The following is a 16,584-nucleotide window of genomic DNA, read 5'->3' on the forward strand; positions in this document are numbered from 1 at the left end:
CACACCGGAGGACCCGAAAGTCGGGACTTTTCCTCTACCTTCACGAAGGACAAAAATAATGGCTACTGGTACCGTCAAATGGTTTAACGCTGAAAAGGGCTTCGGCTTCATTTCCCCCGATGACTCCTCACAGGACGTTTTCGCTCACTACTCCGCGATCGCCTCTTCCGGCTTCCGCTCACTCGAAGAGAACCAGAAGGTTTCCTTCGAAACCGAGCAGGGCCCCAAGGGTCCCCAGGCCGTCAACATCCAGGCACTCTAATTCATTAGAGATTCTGGGGCCTTAGGGTTTCATTTTCAAAGCAGGGCCGGTCTCTTGACCGGCCCTGTTTTTTGTTTAACCCAGGTGTGCTGATCGCAGCGTGCCCGCACAGAGAGACCCCGTATTTCCGTGCCAATACCAAAGCGCCAACTCAGTCCGCTGATCCGCAAGTACCTTAATGTCAACCACGCCGCCAAGGCAGAGCCCCGGGGCCTCGGCGAGCTCAAGCCAGTGGAACCCGCCGGCCGCCGGGACGGGGTGCCCTTGCTGGGCAATGACCAGGTCTACGTGATGAAGTACGGGACGGACTACCACCCGGCGTGGTGCCAGGTGGTGGCCGACACCTGGGACCGCGGCCCCAGAAAACTGCTCGTGACACTATTGGCCGATGTGGGGGAGCGGACCCGGTGCACGGAATGCGACCGGCACCCTAAGGCAGCCAGGGCGTCGCCTGCGCAGGACTACCTTGTCCCTACTCTGCCTACCTCTGAACCCGCACGGTCTGACGCCGTGATCCCCCTGAAAGTCACCGGGCTGGCGCACGGAATCCTGTTTCTGGCGGCAGGGCAGGAATATCGGGACCGCCTTCAGGAAACAGCCGTGGAGCGGGCCACCCCGCTGTACGTAGACGGGCGGCGTGACGGCATCGTGGTTCGGCTGGACCTCGCCGGCGACGAACCACTCGTGCTGGTCCAGTTGGACCCCCGCGCCACATTCCGGAACGGTCCGTACCAGGTGCGGCTGCGGCATCCGCTGCGACGCTCGGCTACCAAACCCTATGCCGTTGAGTCAGTTGAGTCCGTAGAGCCTGCACTTTGACAGCTCCCGAGGCGGTCGGTTTAAGTTTGGACGGGCTCGACCCCCCCCCGGGTCACTGGTCCGGGTCTGGATTGCGTACGTCCCGTTCGCCGATATCGGCAGCGCCCAGGGCGGCCGCGGCAGGGCTGTGCGCGGTTTCGTGCGCGCGGATGCTGAGCTCCGGGTGATGGAGGTCCAGGGCGGGACGCTCAGAACGGATCCGGGGCAGCGAGGTGAAGTTGTGGCGCGGCGGCGGGCAGGACGTGACCCATTCGAGCGAGGCGCCAAAGCCCCAGGGGTCGTCCACCTCGACGCGCTTGGAGCTGCGCGATGTGATGTAGACGTTCCAGAAGAACGGGAGCATTGAGGCGCCCAGAAGATAGGAACCGATGGTGGAGAACTGGTTCAGCCAGGCGAAGTTGTCCTCCACCAGGTAGTCGGCGTAGCGGCGGGGCATGCCCATGACCCCAAGCCAGTGCTGGATCAGGAACGTTCCGTGGAATCCCAGGAACAGCATCCAGAAGTGGATCTTTCCGAGGCGTTCGTTGAGCATCTTGCCGGTGAACTTTGGCCACCAGAAGTAGAAGCCCGCGAACATCGCGAACACCACCGTGCCGAACACGACGTAATGGAAGTGCGCCACCACGAAGTAGGAATCGGAGACGTGGAAGTCCAGCGGCGGCGAGGCCAGGATGATGCCGGTCAGGCCGCCGAAGAGGAACGTGATGAGGAAGCCGAGGCTCCACAGCATGGGAGTTTCGAACGTCAGCGAGCCCCCCCACATGGTGCCGATCCAGTTGAAGAACTTCACCCCGGTAGGCACTGCGATCAGCATGGTCATGAAGGAGAAGAACGGCAGCAGCACCGAACCGGTCACGTACATGTGGTGCGCCCACACGGTCATGGACAGCGCGGCAATGGCGATGGTGGCGTAAACCAGGCCCTTGTAGCCGAAGATCGGCTTGCGGCTGAAGACCGGGAAGATCTCGGACACAATGCCGAAGAACGGCAACGCGATGATGTACACCTCGGGGTGGCCGAAGAACCAGAACAGGTGCTGCCAGAGTACGGCGCCACCGTTTTCCGGATCATAGATGTGGGCCCCGAAGCGGCGGTCGGCGCCAAGCGCGAACAATGCGGCAGCCAGCGGCGGGAAGGCCATCAGCACGAGGATGGACGTCACCAGGGCGTTCCAGGTGAAGATGGGCATCCGCCACATGGTCAGGCCCGGGGCGCGCATGCAGATGATGGTGGTGATGAAGTTGACCGCACCCAGGATGGTCCCGAAGCCGGACAGGGCCAGGCCGAAGACCCACAGGTCACCGCCCACTCCGGGGGTGAAAGTGGTGTTATTCAACGGCGCGTAGGCGAACCAGCCAAACGCCGCCGCGCCCTGCGGGGTGATGAAGCCCGCCACGGCGATGGTGGAGCCGAAGAGGAAGAACCAGAAGGCCAGGGCGTTCAGCCGCGGGAACGCGACGTCGGGGGCGCCGATCTGCAGCGGCATGATGAAGTTGGTGAAGCCGGCGAAAAGCGGGGTGGCGAACATCAGCAGCATCATGGTGCCGTGCATTGTGAACAGCTGGTTGTACTGCTCCTTGGTCTGCAGGACCTGCATGCCGGGTTCGAAGAGCTCTGCCCGGATAAGCAGGGCCATAACTCCGGCCATCATGAAGAACACAAACGAGGCGATCAGGTACATGTACCCGATGACTTTGTGGTCGGTGGAGGTGAGCCAGCCGACCACCTTGGAGCCTTTGCGCAGGGGTACTACCGGGGGAGCGGCGGTTGATGCGGTCCCTAGTCGTGAATGTCCGGCGATGGCCATTTTTCACCTCACAGATAATTCTGCACGGCAGCTTTGGGCCCTTTGCATGAGCCCCTACTTGCAGGCTACTCAGGAACGAGGCGTCCCGAAAGAGTCAGTGCAGGCCCATCGCGTTCCGGACCTCGTCCAGGATGTGGTGGACGGCATTCTCCGCCGCCACCGCGTCTCCGCGGGCCACTGCCGCCGCAGCATCCTCGTGGGCCTGCAACGCTTCGGCCCGCGGTTTGAAGGGCATCAGCCCCTGCTGGGTCCGGCTGGTGAGCACCTCGGCCACCATGCCTTCGAGCGCCGTGAACATCTCGTTGCCGCAGCTTTCGAGCAGCAGGCAGTGGAACTCGATGTCCACCGCAAGGAACGCCTCAAGTTGGCCCGCTTCGCCCAGCCGCCGCAGCTCCGCAGCGAGGAAAACCAGCCTGGCCCGTTCCGCGGCGCTCGCCCGGCGGGCAGCACCTGCGGCCGCAATGGGCTCGACGGCGATGCGCAGCTCCGTGAGGCTGCTGTACTGCTCGGCGCGGTTGGCTGAGGCGAGGCGCCAGCGCACCAGCTTGGGATCGAAGACATTCCACAGCCTGCGCTCCTGGACCACAATGCCCACCCGCCGGCGCGAATACACCAGGTTCATGGACTCGACGACCTTCATGGTGTCCCGCGCAACGGTGCGGGAAATGCCGTACTCCAGCTGGAGGCCGTCAAGGGTCAGGCGGCTGCCCGGCGGAAGGCTTCCTGCCGCGATGGCAACGCCAACAGCCTCGAGAACCCGTTTATGCATGGCGGGGGAGGCCCCGCCGTCGTGCGCGTTATCCGCGTCCGGTGGTGTCGCCGTCGACATCTTTCCTGCTTTCGTCCGCGCCTGTGCGCCCACTAATCGTACCCAAAAAGTCCCAAAGGTATGACTTGTGACACCAAAAGATAGTATCTGTGGCCGGTAATGGTGATACCTTATTTTCCGGCGCAGTTCCTTGTGGGGTGCGCTAATAGCTTTCTTCACTTAGCCAACGGCGTCTTCGGAGGTAAACCATGCAGTATCCAGCCACTCACCTGGTGGTGATGGGCGTTGCCGGTTCCGGCAAGTCCACCATCGCGGCAGCGCTTTCCCAGCAGCTTGGCTGGGCCTGTGCCGAGGCGGACGAGTTCCACCCGCAGTCCAACATCGACAAGATGACCCAGGGGATTCCCCTGCAGGACGAGGACCGCTGGCCCTGGCTGCGGGAAATCCAGGAGTGGATGACTGCAAGTGCCGCTGCCGGGAAGAGCACAGTTCTCACCTGCTCCGCGCTCAAGCAGAGCTACCGTCAGCTGCTCTCCGACGCGCAGGGCCGGGTCCTGTTCATCCACCTCGATGGCGACGCCGACCTGATCGGCCAGCGGATGCAGGGCCGCGAAGGCCACTTCATGCCGCCCACGCTCCTACCCAGCCAGCTGGCCACCCTGGAGCCGCTGACCGGCAAAGAACTTGCTGCCGGCAGCCTCCGCCTGGACATCTCCAACTCCCCGGAAGAGATCGTCGCCGCAGTGCTGGCTGGCCTCAAGCTCCCCGTCGGGCCGGCGCCGAGCGCTCGCATGGAGCCCAGCGCCGGCTGAGCCGGCCCAATTTCCCCCAATAAATTCTGTTTCAAAGGAGAACCATGGTCATCGAAGGATGGACCCAAACGCTGGGCGCCGGCCCCCTGCTGCTCATTGCCGCGGCAGCGATCGTCGCGCTGCTGTTCCTGATCATCAAGCTGCGGATGCACGCTCTCGTAGCCCTGATCGTAATCAGCCTCGCGACCGCATTCGCCACCGGAATCCCCGCCAACCAGGTGGTTCCTGTGCTGATCAACGGGTTCGGCACCACCCTGGGCACCGTGGCGCTCCTCGTGGGCCTGGGTGCCATGCTGGGCCGCATCGTCGAAACCAGCGGTGGTGCCAAGGTGCTGGCCGACTACCTGATCGGCGTCTTCGGCGAAAAGCGCGCCCCGTTCGCCCTGGGCCTCGCCTCTCTGATCTTCGGCTTCCCCATCTTCTTCGACGCCGGCCTGGTGGTTATGCTGCCCGTGGTCTTCGCCGTGGCCCACCGACTGGGCGGGGGAGTGCTGCGCTACGGACTCCCCGCCGCCGGCGCGTTTTCCGTGATGCACATCTTCCTGCCGCCGCACCCGGGCCCGGTCTCCGCTGCCGCCTTCTTTGACGCCAACATCGGGCTGGTCCTGATCGCCGGCCTCATCACCGCCATCCCCACCTGGTACGTCACCGCGTACCTGTTCGGCCTGTGGACCGGCAAGAAGCTGGTCCTTCCGGTACCGGAGATCCTGGGCCACGCCAGCGCCGAGGCCGAGTCCCACCCGCCGCGCTTCCGCACCATCATCGGCCTGCTGCTCCTGCCGCTCGTCCTGATCTTCATCAACACCGGCCTGAACACCCTGGCCTCGTCCGGCGCCCTCGCCGAAGAGGTCAAAAAGGAGCAGTGGTTCCAGGTCCTGCGCACCATCGGTGAAACCCCGGTGGCCCTGCTGATCGCCGTCCTGGTGGCCGTGTTTGTCCTGGGCTCCCGCCGCGGCAAGGATGCCGGCGCCATCGAGAAGCTGCTCGAATCCTCACTGGGCCCGGTCTGCTCGGTCATCCTGATCACCGGTGCCGGCGGCATGTTCGGCGGTGTGCTCCGGGCCTCCGGCATTGGCGCCGCGCTGGCTGATGTCCTGGGCAACCTGGGCATTCCGCTGATCCTGGCCGGCTTCCTCATCGCCGCCATCCTGCGCATCGCCCAGGGTTCCGCCACCGTGGCCCTGACCACCACCGCCGGCCTCATCGCCCCGGCCGTGGCCGCCGCCGGCCTGACCGGCATGCAGATCGCCGCCCTGGTTATTGCTGTGGCAGCCGGCTCCGTGGTGGTCTCCCACGTCAACGACTCCGGCTTCTGGCTGGTGGGCCGCTTCTTCGGCATGGACGTCAAGACCACCCTGCGGACCTGGACCGTCATGGAAACCCTCATCGGTGTTATGGGCTTCGCCATCGCGGCGGTGCTCTTCCTGCTCGCCGGTGTGGCGGGTTAGCGATCTGACCCCAGCCACGGCTGGCTGAAGTACGACGGCGGGGCGTCCGGAGAAATTCCGGGCGCCCCGTCGTCGTCGTACTCCGGGTGCGCCGCTACTTGCGCGGTTTGGCTGCCTTGGGCGCTTTCGGCGGGAGCCCCGCGACGTGCTCGAAGGCCTTCTCCACCCAGGCGCTTGCCCGCGCGTCGGCGTCCGCACCCTCGGCGTTCCACCCCTCCGGCAGCCCTGTGTAGCCGCCCATGGGCCGCTCCGCCGGGCCGAACGGGACGGTCCGCTCGGTGCTTTCCAGCTCCTGCCGGTCGGCGTCAGAGAGCTTTACCCCGATGGTGGAGCCGAACAGGCCGGCGAACATGTTGCCGTTGACGAAGGCGCCCAGGTTGCCGAACATCGGCTTGACCACCACCTCGGGGTTGTCGGGCACTACTGAGCGGAAGTGCTCCTTGGCTTCGTCGGACGCTTTGGCCATTTCCATGTCGCTGTCTCCCATGGTTGAAGCGTGATTCCGTGTGCAGCTTATGCCTGCCCAGGCGCCGTGGACAGAAGTGCCGTACCGCTAGGCTGGCAGGAGTCCGAAGTCTCTTCACAGGTTCCCACCTCAACCAAAGGACACCCCTTGACCCAACGCACCATTGTGATCACCGGCGCCAGCGACGGCATCGGCGCGGCAGCCGCGCGGACGCTGACGCAGGCAGGCGACCGGGTGGTCGTCGTCGGCCGTTCCGAGGAGAAAACGCAGGCCATCGCGAAGGAACTCAACGCCGATTACTTCGTCAGCGACTTCGCCGAGCTGGACCAGGTCCGCACCCTCGCCGCGCAGCTCCGGGACGACTACGAACGGATCGACGTCCTGGCCAACAACGCCGGCGGCATCATGGGCAAGCGCCAGCTCACCGTGGACGGCAACGAATCCACCTTCCAAATCAACCACCTGGCGCCCTTCCTGCTCACCACGGAGCTGATGGACGTCCTCACCGCCAGCAACGCCAAGGTCATCAACACCTCCAGCGCGGCCAACGGCTTCGGCAAAATGGATCTTTTCGACCTCAAGTCGGAGCACACCTACTCCACCAACCGCGCCTACGGCACCGCCAAACTCGCCAACATCCTCTTCACATCCGAGCTGCACCGCCGCTTCGGCGAGCAGGGAATCACGACGGCGGCGTTCCACCCGGGCGTGGTCCGCACCAACTTTGCGGCGGAGTCCACAAGCCCGATGCGGCACGCCTACAAGACGCTGCTCAACCGCTTTATGCTCACCCCGGACCAGGGCGCCGACACCCTGCTTTGGCTCATCAACGGCACCGCCGGCACCGACTGGATCTCCGGCGCCTACTACGCCAAGCGCGCTCTGGCCAAGGCCAACGCCCAGGCGTACGACGCCGAGCTGGCGCAGGGTTTGTGGGAGGCCAGCGAGGCACTCGTCGCAGCCTGACTTCCAACCGCAGGCGGGTCACCCGAGGTAACAAGTGTGCAATATGAACAAGTTCGCATGATTTTAGCGAGCGTAATTCGGTGATTGTGCTAATTTCTCTCTGTTGACGCGCATATCTTCGGTACCCGGGACGGGACAGGGGAGTGCGCCCGCACACCTGCCGACCATGCCTCCTGGAGACGCCCGTGGAAACCCCATCACCCCTGACGCTCGATGCGACGCCGGACCTGAAGCCCACCGGGCCTGCGCCGGTCCAACCCGGACTCCGCAGATCCATGGGCACCAGGCACCTGGTGATGATCGCCATGGGCGGCGTCATCGGATCCGGCCTGTTCCTCAGCTCGGGCTACACCATTTCCCAGGCCGGTCCGCTGGGCGCGGTGCTCGCCTACCTGGTGGGCGCGTTTGTGGTGTACCTGGTGATGGCATGCCTGGGTGAGCTGGCCATCGCGTATCCGGTTTCCGGAGCGTTCCACATTTACGCCGCCCGCTCCATCGGGCCCGCCACCGGATTCGCCACGGCCTGGCTGTACTGGCTCTGCTGGGCAGTGGCCATCGGCTCCGAATTCACAGCGTCCGGGTTGCTCATGCAGCGCTGGTTCCCGGATGTTGACGTGTGGATCTGGTGCCTGATTTTCGCGGCAGTGCTCTTCGGCTTCAACGCGGTGTCCGCAAAGTTCTTCGGCGAATCCGAATTCTGGTTCGCCATCATCAAGGTGGGCGCCATTATCGGCCTGATCGTCCTCGGCGGCGCCGCACTGTTCGGTTTCCATCCGCTCAGCGACGGCGGCAGCCACCCTGTCCTCTTCGAGAACTTCAACACGGCCGGCGGGCTTTTCCCCAACGGCTTCACCGGCGTCCTGGTCACCGTACTCGCCGTCTTCTACGCCTTCTCGGGGTCGGAACTGATCGGCGTGGCAGCGGGCGAAACCAAGGACCCCGCCACGGCCATCCCCAAAGCCATGCGCACCACGGTGATCCGGCTGCTGATCTTCTTTGTCGGCGCCATCGCCGTCATCGCAGCCACCATCCCCTACACCGAGGTGGGTCTGGACGAGAGCCCCTTCGTCACGGTCTTCTCCGCCATCGGGATCCCGTTCGCAGCTGACATCATGAACTTCGTCATCATCACAGCCCTCCTCTCGGCCGGAAACAGCGGCCTCTTCTCCTGCGCCAGAATGCTCTACTCCCTGGCCGACGAAGGCCACGCGCCCCAGGCCTTCAAGCGCCTCACCCGCCGGGGCATCCCGCTGATCGCCCTGTCGGTGAGTATGGTGGGCGGCATTGCGTCCCTTATCAGCAGCGTGGTGGCCCCGGAAACGGTGTACCTGGTGCTGGTATCCGTGGCCGGATTCGCCGTGGTGGGCGTGTGGATGTCCATCACGGCCTCGCATTATTTCCACCGGCGCGCTTTCGTGCGGAACGGCGGCGATGTTGGCGCCCTGGCCTACAAGGCCCCGCTGTACCCGCTGGTGCCCATCCTGGCGTTCACCATGTGTGTCATCTCGCTGGTGGGCATCGCCCTGGACCCCAACCAGGTGGCCGCCCTCTACTTTGGTATCCCGTTCGTTGCCGCCTGCTACGCATACTTCTACTTCCGGCACGGCCGGAAACGTTCGACGGCGGCAGTCCAGTAACCAGCCCGGGCCACCTGCGTCACCGCCCCGGTCACCGTGGAAGAATGGGGCGGGCACCGGCAGTGAGGGGTAATACGCGTGGATTCGTCCGCTGAAGCGTCATCATTGGCGCAAGGACTCCGGATTGTCCGGCTGGTGGTTGATCGGGAGAAACGCGGGCGGCAGCTGCTGGGCGTTTCCCAGCTGTCGGCGGAGCTGGACATGGACCAGAGCCGCGTCTCACGCCTGACGCAGGAACTGTGTGATCTGGGCCTGCTGGAACGGGTGGACCGTGGCCCGTTCCGGACCGGGCCCCGGTACTTTGGCCTTGCCGCATCGCTGAACACCAGCTGGGTCCGCGAGGCCAAGCCCGAACTCGAGTCCTTGGTTTCCGCCCTAGGGCTGCGGGCACGGCTCTCCGTCCGGGACGGTTTCCGGGCGATCCTTGTGCGCGCTTCCAGTAACGACGCCGGCCTGGGCAGCTTCGTTGCTCCGGGCATGGTGACGCCGGCCTGGTGCACCGGCGCGGGCCGGGCCCTGCTCTGGGACCACGTCCGGCCCGCCCTGGACGAATTGCTGCACGAGGTGAACTTCATCGGCGTGGGCGGCCCCGGCGCCGCTCACTCCATCGATGAGGTCCGGGAGCTGATGGTCCGCGACCTGTCACGCGGCTACATCACCGCGGACGAGGAATTTGAGCACGACATCCTGGAGCTCGCCGTCCCCGTCCGCGATGTCAGCGGCAACATCCTGGCCGCACTCAGTGTGCTGGGACACCGTGCCGAAGTAGGCCATGACGCGGCGGGAATTGCCGCTGCCCTGCGCGATGCCGCGGAGCGACTGGGCTCAGTGGCCGCTGCCCGCTGAACCCCGCTGGTGGCTAGGCCCCGCTCCCGCTAGGCCTGCGGCGTACGGTTGCTTTCCTAGGACTCGGGGCTATCCGCACGCTGGTAGCCAAGCGTGGTCTCAAGCCACCGTCCCTGTTCCATCAGCGCCGTCGCGAACTTGGTCCGGCGCGGCTCCAGGCGGGCCTTGGTGCCCACGATCTGCAGCGCCGCCGCCACGTCCCCTTTGAAATCCCGGACGGGGACGGCCAGCGAATAGAGCCCGGGCTCCGCTTCCTGATCCACCACTGAGTAACCCCGCACCCTCGCCGCAGCCAGCCGCACGAGGAAATCGCCGACGTCGGACGGGGTATTGGGGCCATGCCGCACAAAATCCACGTCGGCGAAAACGGTCCGCACCTCCGCTACCGACGACTCCCACAGGACAGCCTGGCCGGCGTCGCTGCAGTACGCGGGGTAGGGCCTGCCCAACCATGAGCCCACCAGGTTGCTGCTGGCCGGAACGCTTTCGCCGATGGTTACAGTACTCGCCCCGTGCAGCACGCCCAGGAAGCACCCCTCGTCGGTGTCGCGGGCCAGCCGGTCCAGTGCCACGGCGCCGTCAGTGTGCAGCCGCTGCGTTGTCAGCTGCTGGGCATCGGTCAGGATGGACCAATCCAGGGTGTAAGTTCGCTCGCCGGTCCGGCCGAGGAAACCTTCCTGCTCGCCCGTGCGGAGGTTCCGGGATACCTGGCTGCGGTCTTTGTCCAGGTCCGCAGCGATCCCCGCCACGGTCCCACCCGGAAGTCCGGCCTCATGCCGTGCACCCAGAGCCAGGATGGCCAGCATGCCGCGGCCCATGCTGGAGGTTTTCGACATAGGCCAGAGTCTAATGGAGCTGCCCGATCCAGGTCGGTCACAGTTCGCTATGCTCGTTAACAGCATCTCTAATTGCTTATGATGAACAATCGGCGCCCGCCCTGCCACCGACCTCCGGAGTTCTTGCCATGCCCAGCAACACCACGCTGTCCCGCCTGCTTGATGCCGGAGCGCACCTGACCGCTGACGGCGCCCTTGCCACCGAACTTGAGGCGCGCGGCTGCAGCCTGGATGACCCGCTATGGTCGGCCAAGGTCCTGCTGGAGCAGCCGCAGCTGATCCGCGACGTGCACCGGGACTACTTCGAAGCCGGCGCCAACGTGGCCACCACCGCCAGCTACCAGGCCACCCCGCTGGGGTTCGCACAGCGGGGGCTCTCCCAGGATGCGGCATTGGACCTGGTCAGGCTCTCGGTCCGGCTGGCGGACGACGCGCGGCGCGAACACATGGCCGTCCATCCTCAGGCCGGGCCGCTGCTGATCGCCGGCTCCGTGGGCCCGTATGGCGCCTACCTCGCGGACGGCTCGGAGTACCGCGGGGACTACGTCCTGGACGCTGAGGCCTTCAAGGATTTCCACCGGCCCCGCATCGCGGCACTGGTGGACGCCGGAGCCGACTTCCTCGCCTGCGAGACACTGCCGTCCTTTGCCGAAGCACAGGCGCTGCTGGCACTCACCGTGGAGTTCGACGTCGAATCCTGGTTCTCCTTCTCGCTGCGGGACGGCGCGCACATCAGTGACGGCACTCCGTTGAGTACGGTGGCGGAACTCTGCGGGGCCGAGCCGCGCGTGGTGGCTCTGGGCGTGAACTGCGTGCCGCTGCACCTGGTCCCGGCCGCCCTGGCAGCCCTGGGCGGGGCGGGCTCGAAGCCGCTGGTCACCTATCCGAACTCCGGCGAAAGCTACGATGCCGCCACTAAGACCTGGGGACCCTCATCAGAGGGTGCCGTTGAGTCGTTCAGCTCCCAGCCCGAAGGCCTTGAAGCCGGAGCCGGTGCATGGCGGGACCTCGGCGCCCGCATCATCGGAGGCTGTTGCCGCACCACGCCCCGGGACATCGCCGCATTGGCCGACTCACTGGCTTCCGACTGACCTCTGAATGGGGGTTGGTGATCTGGCGGTAGATCTCCCGGGCTGCCTTGGGTTTGAGGCAGCGCAGGGTGTTTCGTTTGCTCTTGCCCTCCGGAGTGCGCTTGTTTGGGGTGCTCCAGCGTGTTCGCTTCCCGCCCCACGACATGGCGACTACCGCAGCGTGCATCTGGATTCATCCGCTGTGTAGCGCGCGTTTGCGTGCGTAGGCTCGTGCGGCGCGGACTCGGTCGCCGCAACGGGTTGAGCACCATTGCCGCCGCGCATGGGTGCGGAGGAAGAATCGCCGGCACCCGTCCGCTTCGCAGGACGCGAGCACCGATGCTTGGTCGCCGCTTAGCAGCGAGGCAGCGTCGTCGGCGATGACGGCCATGACGTGCTCGACGACTTGTGTCACGGGGTGGTTGGCGCTGCGGGTAAACCCTGACTCCGGGTCGAACTGAAGCAGGAGCGCCCCGGGTGCACAAGTCAGCGCACGATTCAGAGCTTGCACGGCCGCTGTCGTGGGGACGTCCCCTGTGGTGTGCGCGTTGAATAGATCGCGCAGGTCTGTGCGCAGCGCTGCGAGCCTGCCCCGGCAGTGCTCGTGCAGCACAGTGTCCGATGCGATGAGATCGTGTGCTCTCAGCCAATCCGCGGCGTCGTCAGGACCGCCCAGTTCGTCGTAGCGTTTGCCTCCGGGCAGTTCGCTTGCGCTGTTGACCAGTGCGAGGCTGGGATGCTCTTCGGCGCCTGGCGCGGCTGCTAGCAGTGTCTCCGACATGGTTCTCATGGTATCAGTTTCATTTAAGCGTGAGGCAGCTGCTACGCTCCAATCACGCTAAATAACACATTTTTCCATGAGGAGTTCTTATGAAGTTCGGTCGACCAGCCGGCACCGCCCCATTCACACTGTCCGTGCTTTCCGCGGGCGGTACAGGAGTGGGGATGACCGCTGGGGAGGGGCTCGCGAGTACGATCTCGCTGGCGCGGACGGCGGACCAGCGCGGTTATCACCGTTTCTGGATGTCTGAGCATCATGGGATGGGGGCGACCTCGGTGTCTTCACCTCCGTTGATGGTCGCCCGCCTCATCGCTGAGACGACGAGCATCCGCCTTGGCGCCGGAGGGGTAATGCTGCCCAACCATTCCCCGTTGCTGATCGCCGAGCAGTTCGGGATGCTGGAGGCTCTCGCCCCGGGCCGGATCGATCTGGGGCTGGGACGCGCCCCTGGCACTGATGGGGCGACTGCTGCGGCTCTGCGTCGGGGCGCGGATGCCAACGATGGATTCCCGCAGCAGATGCTCGAGTTGCTCGGGTTCCTGGGTGACGAGTTCCCTCCTGGACACCCCTACCGGCATGTCCACGCGGTTCCCGGCCCTTGGCAGTCAAGGGAAAACCGAGTGCCTGCGCCCTCGACTTTTCCGGAGGTGTGGGTGCTGGGTTCCTCTCCGTACTCAGCACAACTGGCCGGGCAGCTCGGCCGGCCGTATGCGTTCGCCTTGCAGTTCGGCGACGCTGACATCGACACGGCCATGCGTCTCTACCGTGAGAGCTTCCAGCCCTCCGCTGTGCTGGCCGAGCCGCACACCCTCGTCAGCGTGCCCGCGGCGATCAGCGACGACCCGGCTGAGGCAAAACGGCAGGCGGCCACATCGGCCATGGCGATGCTGCGCATGTTCAAGAGCGAAGGCTACCTGCTCCTGCCTCCGGACGAGGTCGAGGCGTACGCTGCCACGATTCAGGAGCGGCAGATCCTCGACGCGTACACCAGCCGCAGTTTTCATGGCACCGCCGCTACTATCGCCGACCGTCTCGAAGCCCTGCACGAACGCACCGGCGTCGACGAGGTGATGCTTGTCGTTGGCGGCCACTCAACAGCCCTCGACCAGCACGGGATTACCCTGATCGCCGATCACTACGAACTCCCGCACCTGAACGCACCGCTACCGGCCACCGCACAATAGAGACATTTCAACACTCAGACGTTCACAAACACAGCCCTAAAGGAGAACCCCATGACCGCCCCCCACCGAGCCCTAATCGTCATTGACGCCCAACAGGAATACTTCGACGGACTACTTCCGATCCAGTACCCGGACCGTCACCAATCCATCACCAGCATCCAGACCGCGATCAAGGCCGCAGAGCAGACCGGAACGCCTGTCGTGCTCGTCCAGCACGAGCTTCCCGCAGAAGCCCCGGTGTTCGCATCCGGATCGGCGACCTGGCAAAACCACTCCGAAGTAGCTGCCCATGAGAACCTGGCAGTCAAGCGCATCAGCAAGCAGTTCTCCAGCATCTTCGCCGACACCGGCCTCGAAGCCTGGTTGCGTGAACAGGGCATCGACACGATTACTCTCGTTGGGTACATGACAAACAACTGTGTGATCGCCTCCGCCGCGGCCGCCGAGCCGCTTGGATTCACCGTCGAAGTCCTCAGAGACGCGACGGGAGCAATCGACCTCTCCAACGACGCTGGCACCGCGTCCGCACGCCAGGTCCACGAGACCCTCATGGCGCTGCTGCACTCGAACTGGGCCGCCGTCGCCGACACCGCGACCTGGACCGAAGCACTGCGCACGAGCGCGGCGCTGACCAAGAGTGACCTCATCACCTCCGCCGCACGGGGCCGCAGTACCCGGTAGAAGTACCGCGACGGTGGCCGTCATGCACTCAGCATGCCCGGACCATACATCTTGAGCTAGGACCGGCCGCACACCGATCGCGCGGTGGGCACTGTGCGACCCACTAACCAGAACCTCAGTCACCCCTACGGGCAGTCGCTGCTGCGCTTGGTACGCCGAGCGCTACAGGGATCGCCCGTAAGGGGGTTCCCATCTCAAGACGGTGTCTCGAAATCTTAGTGCCTCAAAACGTTAGGGATACGAAACACTGAGGCTATGAGACACCCCGGTGGCCAAGAGAAGGAGTCGGCGTCCGCGGGCGGGATTGTCTATCGGATCAGTTGGTCATTTGTCGGACCCGAACACGATCGAGTCGAAGACGGCGCGTGCCTCTCTCATCAGCTCCGGATTGATCGTTTCGTCGACATGGCCTACCGCGACCACAGCCCGCTGGCCGTTCAGGTCGACCACCCGGTAGGTTTCGTGTTCATTCTGAGTCGAGTACCAGCGTGAGCAGTCGTATAAGGATCCTGAGTGGATGCATAACTTGCCGCCGTCGCAGGCGTTGATGTCCACGCTGCCCTCGACGGAGTGGTCGAACTCGAAGCCGGAGTAGTTGCCCACCATGAACTTGGCGGGAGGGGTGCTTGCCGTCGACGACTGCGCCGCCATCGCGGCAACAAAGGCCTCGGCCGACGGACCGACCTCGACAAGGGCGCCCACCCAGTCGCATGCGTCCTTCGGCACATAGTCCGCGGGCCAAAGAGTCAGGTAGACGGCCCATTCAGCCGGGTGATCCGGGTCGTCCTTGCCCAGGCTGTCGCCGTCGAGCGCAAACCAGCCGTCGGGGACGGTGATCTCGAAAGGCTCCTTGTAGCCGGCGACGGGGACGAAGTATGTGCCGGCGTCGATGTTGCCACTCTTCGGCAGCGGTCGGACGGTGCGAGTGTCGCCACTCTCCGGCAGCGGCGGGACCGTGCGAGCCTCCGTGGTCGGAGAACTGGCGGACGGGAGGGAGGCGTTGTCGGGCTCATACTGGCACCCGCTTAGACAGCCAATCAGTGCGATAGCCACTAGGGGCAAGAGATGGTGCGACCGCTGAGCGGTCTTTTCGAGGGGTGTCATGGAACTCATCGATCCACCAAGCCGCTACAGGGTAATGTGAGGCCCCGCAGCCGGGTGGCCCCGCGGGCGGCCCCTGATGGGGTGCCGTCGCCTCAAGTCTCCTCCGGCATAGAACCCGTGACAATGTACGGAGATCAGTTTCGACTCATGCAATCCCCCGAAATGCCAGGAGCGCCCTGAAGCAGTGCTGAGGAAACGCCAAATTTGAGGCAGCTTTTCACAGCGCGGGTCTAACTGGCCCGAGAGATCTGGCGGTAGCTTATGTCTCGTAGCCCTTGGGATACGAGACGGAAGGATTAGGCCAAGCGTTCAATCCCTGGCTGTGTGCGCCATTTAGCGATCACAAAAAGCCGCCAAATAGCGCCGAAAGTCACACGACTAGCCCCCGGCCCCCAACTACGTAGCGCTAACTGTCGTTTTGAGGCCCCAAAACGACAGTTAGCGCTACTTAGTTGGGCCAGAGACTAGGCGCGCGCCGGCCGGGCCCGCTCGACGTCGGCGGCGCTGTCCGACTGACCCCGAGCGCTGAGCCCTGCCACCACGCCGTCCACGTCCGCCGCTGGCCGGTTCTGGCTCAGCTTGGCTTTCGCCTCGATCCGGGTGATGACCAGTTCGATGCCCACAATGGCGCGTAGCTGGCCGGAGATGTAGCGCTCCGGGGCGTCGTCCACGCTCCACGGGTGCTCAAAGCCGGCTTCGTGAACGCCGGTGAGCCGCCTGACCTGGCCGGCGATCCACTCGGGGTCGTCATGGACCACGAGGTTGCCGTACACATGCGCCGTCGAGTAATTCCACGTGGGCACCACGCGTCCGTGCTCGGCCTTGGACGCGTACCAGGACGGCGAAATGTAGGCGTCCGCGCCCTGGATGATCATCAGGGACTCTCCCATGGCCGGTTCGGACCACTGGGGGTTGTTCCTCGCGACGTGCGTGTGCAGCGCCCCGTGTTCGCCCACCGACGGGTCGTAGACAAACGGCAGCAGTGTTGCGAGCAGGCCTCCTGATGTTGTGGTGACCAGGTTCGCTGCGCCGGGCCTGGTCAGCAGTTCCTGGATGGCGTCGGGGCCGGCTTCAAAGTGGGCTGGTGTGTACATGG

Annotated in this window: 17 protein-coding genes; 10 read left to right on the forward strand and 7 right to left on the reverse strand. The window is 64.8% G+C overall.

Translation table 11 applies throughout. The features are described from left to right. Window positions 1–58: 58 nt before the first annotated feature. Both ACZY0Q_RS11445 and ACZY0Q_RS11450 read left to right on the forward strand, forming a co-directional pair. Complete coding sequence (locus tag ACZY0Q_RS11445; RefSeq protein WP_024365339.1) at window positions 59–262, forward strand: cold-shock protein; 204 nt, start codon at window positions 59–61, stop codon at window positions 260–262. 129 nt (window positions 263–391) lie between these two features. Further along, a complete protein-coding gene (locus ACZY0Q_RS11450) occupies window positions 392–1,081 on the forward strand; it encodes a hypothetical protein (RefSeq protein ID WP_463916909.1) in 690 nt (229 codons plus the stop codon). Between the two features lie 52 nt (window positions 1,082–1,133). On the opposite strand, the gene ctaD is transcribed toward ACZY0Q_RS11450, so the two are convergent. Both ctaD and ACZY0Q_RS11460 read right to left on the reverse strand, forming a co-directional pair. Continuing rightward, window positions 1,134–2,888 (reverse strand): aa3-type cytochrome oxidase subunit I, encoded by a 1,755-nt coding sequence (ctaD, locus tag ACZY0Q_RS11455; protein WP_463916911.1) that lies wholly within the window; start codon window positions 2,886–2,888, stop codon window positions 1,134–1,136. 94 nt (window positions 2,889–2,982) lie between these two features. Then, window positions 2,983–3,717, reverse strand: a complete 735-nt coding sequence (locus ACZY0Q_RS11460; protein ID WP_463916913.1) for a FadR/GntR family transcriptional regulator — start codon at window positions 3,715–3,717, stop codon at window positions 2,983–2,985. A 188-nt stretch (window positions 3,718–3,905) separates the two neighbouring features. Between ACZY0Q_RS11460 and ACZY0Q_RS11465 the strand changes: the two genes are divergently transcribed. Then, complete coding sequence (locus ACZY0Q_RS11465; RefSeq protein WP_463916915.1) at window positions 3,906–4,469, forward strand: gluconokinase; 564 nt, start codon at window positions 3,906–3,908, stop codon at window positions 4,467–4,469. Window positions 4,470–4,513: 44 nt separating this feature from the next. Beyond that, a complete protein-coding gene (locus tag ACZY0Q_RS11470; protein WP_463916917.1) occupies window positions 4,514–5,917 on the forward strand; it encodes a GntP family permease in 1,404 nt (467 codons plus the stop codon). A 94-nt stretch (window positions 5,918–6,011) separates the two neighbouring features. Here ACZY0Q_RS11470 and ACZY0Q_RS11475 read toward each other — a convergent pair whose 3' ends face one another. Next, a complete protein-coding gene (locus tag ACZY0Q_RS11475) occupies window positions 6,012–6,389 on the reverse strand; it encodes a TfoX/Sxy family protein (RefSeq protein ID WP_463917562.1) in 378 nt (125 codons plus the stop codon). A 141-nt stretch (window positions 6,390–6,530) separates the two neighbouring features. On the opposite strand from ACZY0Q_RS11475, the gene ACZY0Q_RS11480 reads away from it, so the two are divergent. From ACZY0Q_RS11480 to ACZY0Q_RS11490, 3 genes are all read left to right on the forward strand, one after another. Continuing rightward, window positions 6,531–7,349, forward strand: coding sequence for an SDR family NAD(P)-dependent oxidoreductase (locus ACZY0Q_RS11480; protein ID WP_463916919.1), 819 nt, complete (start codon window positions 6,531–6,533; stop codon window positions 7,347–7,349). Window positions 7,350–7,534: 185 nt separating this feature from the next. Then, window positions 7,535–8,986, forward strand: coding sequence for an amino acid permease (locus tag ACZY0Q_RS11485; protein WP_463916921.1), 1,452 nt, complete (start codon window positions 7,535–7,537; stop codon window positions 8,984–8,986). Between the two features lie 78 nt (window positions 8,987–9,064). Then, complete coding sequence (locus tag ACZY0Q_RS11490) at window positions 9,065–9,832, forward strand: IclR family transcriptional regulator (RefSeq protein ID WP_463916924.1); 768 nt, start codon at window positions 9,065–9,067, stop codon at window positions 9,830–9,832. A gap of 56 nt (window positions 9,833–9,888) precedes the next feature. On the opposite strand, the gene ACZY0Q_RS11495 is transcribed toward ACZY0Q_RS11490, so the two are convergent. Continuing rightward, window positions 9,889–10,668, reverse strand: coding sequence for an IclR family transcriptional regulator (locus ACZY0Q_RS11495; RefSeq protein WP_463916926.1), 780 nt, complete (start codon window positions 10,666–10,668; stop codon window positions 9,889–9,891). A gap of 128 nt (window positions 10,669–10,796) precedes the next feature. Here ACZY0Q_RS11495 and mmuM point away from each other — a divergent pair, with 128 nt between their 5' ends. After that, window positions 10,797–11,759 carry a homocysteine S-methyltransferase gene (gene mmuM / locus ACZY0Q_RS11500; RefSeq protein WP_463916928.1) on the forward strand — a complete coding sequence of 321 codons (963 nt, stop codon included), beginning with the start codon at window positions 10,797–10,799 and terminating at the stop codon, window positions 11,757–11,759. 172 nt (window positions 11,760–11,931) lie between these two features. Here mmuM and ACZY0Q_RS11505 read toward each other — a convergent pair whose 3' ends face one another. Next, entirely contained in the window at window positions 11,932–12,519 is a 588-nt protein-coding gene (locus tag ACZY0Q_RS11505) for a CGNR zinc finger domain-containing protein (RefSeq protein WP_463916931.1), read from the reverse strand. A gap of 89 nt (window positions 12,520–12,608) precedes the next feature. Here ACZY0Q_RS11505 and ACZY0Q_RS11510 point away from each other — a divergent pair, with 89 nt between their 5' ends. Beyond that, window positions 12,609–13,703, forward strand: coding sequence for an LLM class flavin-dependent oxidoreductase (locus ACZY0Q_RS11510; RefSeq protein ID WP_463916933.1), 1,095 nt, complete (start codon window positions 12,609–12,611; stop codon window positions 13,701–13,703). Between the two features lie 51 nt (window positions 13,704–13,754). Beyond that, window positions 13,755–14,384, forward strand: a complete 630-nt coding sequence (locus tag ACZY0Q_RS11515) for a cysteine hydrolase family protein (protein ID WP_463916936.1) — start codon at window positions 13,755–13,757, stop codon at window positions 14,382–14,384. A gap of 324 nt (window positions 14,385–14,708) precedes the next feature. Here the strand turns inward: ACZY0Q_RS11515 and ACZY0Q_RS11520 are convergent, their stop codons facing one another. Beyond that, the gene (locus ACZY0Q_RS11520) at window positions 14,709–15,497 is read right to left on the reverse strand and encodes a hypothetical protein (RefSeq protein ID WP_463916937.1); all 789 of its coding nucleotides are present in this window, start codon (window positions 15,495–15,497) and stop codon (window positions 14,709–14,711) included. A 455-nt stretch (window positions 15,498–15,952) separates the two neighbouring features. Next, window positions 15,953–16,582, reverse strand: a complete 630-nt coding sequence (locus ACZY0Q_RS11525; RefSeq protein WP_463916939.1) for an FMN-binding negative transcriptional regulator — start codon at window positions 16,580–16,582, stop codon at window positions 15,953–15,955. Window positions 16,583–16,584: the final 2 nt, after the last annotated feature.

Source organism: Pseudarthrobacter lactosi, assembly GCF_055412785.1.